Annotated in this window: 4 protein-coding genes; all 4 read left to right on the top strand. The window is 35.9% G+C overall.

Annotation, left to right across the window (positions count from 1 at the left end; genetic code table 11):
• Positions 1–299 precede the first annotated feature (299 nt).
• The gene (locus tag ACSQ7D_RS12900) at positions 300–863 is read left to right on the top strand and encodes a hypothetical protein (RefSeq protein WP_002674601.1); all 564 of its coding nucleotides are present in this window, start codon (positions 300–302) and stop codon (positions 861–863) included.
• 245 nt (positions 864–1,108) lie between these two features.
• Complete coding sequence (locus ACSQ7D_RS12895; RefSeq protein WP_437136480.1) at positions 1,109–2,599, top strand: M12 family metallopeptidase; 1,491 nt, start codon at positions 1,109–1,111, stop codon at positions 2,597–2,599.
• 11 nt (positions 2,600–2,610) lie between these two features.
• Positions 2,611–2,973: a DUF4377 domain-containing protein gene (locus ACSQ7D_RS12890; protein ID WP_437136479.1), complete on the top strand. Its 363-nt coding sequence runs from the start codon at positions 2,611–2,613 to the stop codon at positions 2,971–2,973.
• Positions 2,974–3,306: 333 nt separating this feature from the next.
• Complete coding sequence (locus tag ACSQ7D_RS12885; protein WP_002674601.1) at positions 3,307–3,870, top strand: hypothetical protein; 564 nt, start codon at positions 3,307–3,309, stop codon at positions 3,868–3,870.
• Positions 3,871–3,902 lie beyond the last annotated feature (32 nt).

Genomic DNA, 3,902 nt, shown 5'->3' with positions numbered 1-3,902 from the left:
TTTTAGATTTTAATTTTGATAATAAAAAAGTCGCTAAGCATCTCGCTTAGCGACTTTTTTTTCTTGTATTTACTGTGTTACTCTCATTTCTTCAATTTTTAGCCTTGTATCTCAAACGCACAATCCTTGTCCTAAAATCCTACAACCCTTGAATAAGAATTTGCCCATAAAAAATTATCGCCAGAATTTTGCACCGTAAAAACTTGATAAGGGGAACAGCCGAAAGACAAAAGGTAAATATAAAGTCGACGCCTTCCATCTTTTAGTTCTTTGACCTCTTATCTAAAAAATCAATCATTATGGCAAAAAGCAAAAATAATGTAGTAACCGAAGGATTGAGCGGTATGTTAGCTCGCCAAATCGTATTCCGCCAACGCGCAGGACAAACCATCGTAGGGAAAGCCCCCGTTCGCTCTCAGAAAGCAAGCCAAGCACAACAGCTACATCAGCAAAGGTTTGCTCGAGCAGCTTTCTATGCTAAAAGTGCTTTGCAAAATAGTGCACTTAAGCAAAGCTATGCCGAGGAAGCTAAAAAGCGTCCAGGTACCACCCCCTATAATATGGCAATTGCCGATTATCTTAAAGCTCCTGTGATTGACGCGGTAGATACCTCAAACTATACAGGTTCCGTTACCGGAGAAAAGATTGTCGTACAAGTATCCGACACTTTTAAAGTAACAGGCGTGAAAGTGAAAATCACCGACCACGATGCTACACTTGTAGAAGAGGGGAATGCTACCTTCCAAGAAGGTAAGTGGGTGTATACCACCACTGTGGTAAACGCTTCTCTTACCGGCGATAAGGTAATAGTAACAGCCACCGACCGTCCTGCCAATGTTACCACTAAGGAATTTATCCTTTAAAGCGAGTAACAACAAGAAAGGTAAAGCCAGTTTTACTGGCTTTACCTTTTATCTTTTACCTTAAGATCACCCTTATTACAAAATAATTTGTATCTTTGCATCGCTTGTTACCTTTTACCTACTTGTACGGCTCGCACTGCCCGTCATGCTACAACCAACATAGTATTAATTTGAAAAAATCTTTAAAATTTGGATTTGTAAAGAAAAAACATTATCTTTGTATCGAAATTTAAATACTAATCATTATGAAATGTTTAAAATTCTACAACAGAAATGTAACAAGTTTATTATTAAGCTTGTTAGGAATGCTACTTTTTTTATCTTCTTGTTTTAAAGATTTAGAAGAGGAAAAAGAGGTTTTAGAACCTCAAAATCAAACTGTCAGTGAAAATGTATTTGATGAAAACACATATTCATTTACAACTATTGATTTATGGGGCAGTAAAGCTGCAGTTCGTGATATGGGAGATTATTATATCTTCCAAGGAGATATCTTTTTAGACAAAAAAGATATTGAATCTCAACCGAAAGATTCTCTTGCTATGATTACTGCATCCGCAGCAAGAATAGATAAGAGATGGCCTGGCAATAATGTGTATTACACTGTAAGCGGAGAGGGAATTAGTAATAATGACCTAGAACTCCTTAAAGAATGTATAAAGGAAATTGAGGATAACACCTACTTGACTTTTTATAAACGTGTAGGAGAGCCTAATTACATCAATATTGATTTTATAAATTCCACAGAATTTAAGGCTTATTCTAATTTTATAGGAATGAAAGGAGGAAGACAAGAAATTAGAATTACAAAAGGAGCTTGGAGAAGAGGAACTATCATTCACGAAATATGTCACGCCTTAGGGTTGTATCACGAACAATGTAGGGTGGACAGAGATAAATATATCAATGTTCTTTTTAATAATATTCCTGAAAAAGACCTTTATCAGTTTAAAACTTATAGAGAAATAGGACACAATGGGACAGATGTAGGAGAGTTTGATTTTATGTCTATTATGCTTTATGGTTCAACCTATATTTATAAAGATGGAAAAAGTGGTGAAGAAAAGGAAATCTTCGCTATGTGTAAAAAAGATGGTTCTACATTTTATCCACAAAATTATGGGCTTTCTTCTGGAGATGTAGAAGGCTTGATGGTAGCACAGCCTCCTGCTCATTTCACTTTTTGGCAGGTGGGTAATCCTGATCCTATTTTTTCCCCTTATGAATACACTCAAAGTAAATATTTAAAATGTCCTGAAAGAACAAATGTTAAATTCAAATTACAAAGATTGTTTACAATTAATTACAGTAGTTTTAATCCTAAAATTGATCCCAATCAGCCATTCCCTGGATTCGATGATGAGGGCAATCCAATAGGGCAATTAGGAAATTTCACATTAGATGAGTTTGAAATAAAACTGACTATTTCTATTCAAAACAAAAATACTTCAAGAGTTATTTACACAAAAGAAATGTTGTTTAATGAAGAAATACACAAATGGAAAGACGACTACATCAGTGTTGAAATTCCTAAAGGTTTCTATATAGTAAAAGCCTCTTTAACAGGAACTATAAAAAGTGTAGATGACAGCCGAAGGAGAAAAATATTAGAAAAACTTATGTACTCTCCAAAAGTGTTTTTACACTTAGAAGAATCCTCTGTTAAAGGTAAGAATTTGTATATTCCTAAGGAGTTTGGGAATAGATTAAAAAGATATACTTTTATTCAAATTTAAAGTCTATTCTTATGAAAAATATCATTTTTTACACGCTTATTGCCTTGTTTTTGCTTTCTTGTAAAAAAGAAAAACCTGAATTTGAAATTCGAAGAAGCTATCACACTTTTGTGATTGACGGGCATTTAGAGGAATGCTCTTTTCAGATGTTTACAGGTGTCTTCGAAACAAAATGTTATAGGGTTACTAATGAATCTAACAATACTTTCAGGCTCGCCATAGGAGATTTAAAATTCGACGCTTATGAAACAGGCTATCGCTATACTGTAAGAGTGCTTTGCGAGCAAAAAATTCTTAACCGAGAACCCTATCAAGACGAGACGTATTCACCTCAATACATTGTTTTAGAGGTGCTAAAAAAAGAAAAACTATAAGTGTAGCAAATGTATAAAACACGTCCTTGATGTGTTTTAGATTTTAATTTTGATAATAAAAAAGTCGCTAAGCATCTCGCTTAGCGACTTTTTTTTCTTGTATTTACTGTGTTACTCTCATTTCTTCAATTTTTAGCCTTGTATCTCAAACGCACAATCCTTGTCCTAAAATCCTACAACCCTTGAATAAGAATTTGCCCATAAAAAATTATCGCCAGAATTTTGCACCGTAAAAACTTGATAAGGGGAACAGCCGAAAGACAAAAGGTAAATATAAAGTCGACGCCTTCCATCTTTTAGTTCTTTGACCTCTTATCTAAAAAATCAATCATTATGGCAAAAAGCAAAAATAATGTAGTAACCGAAGGATTGAGCGGTATGTTAGCTCGCCAAATCGTATTCCGCCAACGCGCAGGACAAACCATCGTAGGGAAAGCCCCCGTTCGCTCTCAGAAAGCAAGCCAAGCACAACAGCTACATCAGCAAAGGTTTGCTCGAGCAGCTTTCTATGCTAAAAGTGCTTTGCAAAATAGTGCACTTAAGCAAAGCTATGCCGAGGAAGCTAAAAAGCGTCCAGGTACCACCCCCTATAATATGGCAATTGCCGATTATCTTAAAGCTCCTGTGATTGACGCGGTAGATACCTCAAACTATACAGGTTCCGTTACCGGAGAAAAGATTGTCGTACAAGTATCCGACACTTTTAAAGTAACAGGCGTGAAAGTGAAAATCACCGACCACGATGCTACACTTGTAGAAGAGGGGAATGCTACCTTCCAAGAAGGTAAGTGGGTGTATACCACCACTGTGGTAAACGCTTCTCTTACCGGCGATAAGGTAATAGTAACAGCCACCGACCGTCCTGCCAATGTTACCACTAAGGAATTTATCCTTTAAAGCGAGTAACAACAAGAAAGGTAAAGCCAGTT

It is taken from the genome of Capnocytophaga sp. G1920, assembly GCF_051417515.1.
The sequence above is the reverse complement of the archived record's forward strand: the minus strand, read 5'-3'. Positions and strand labels throughout refer to the sequence as shown.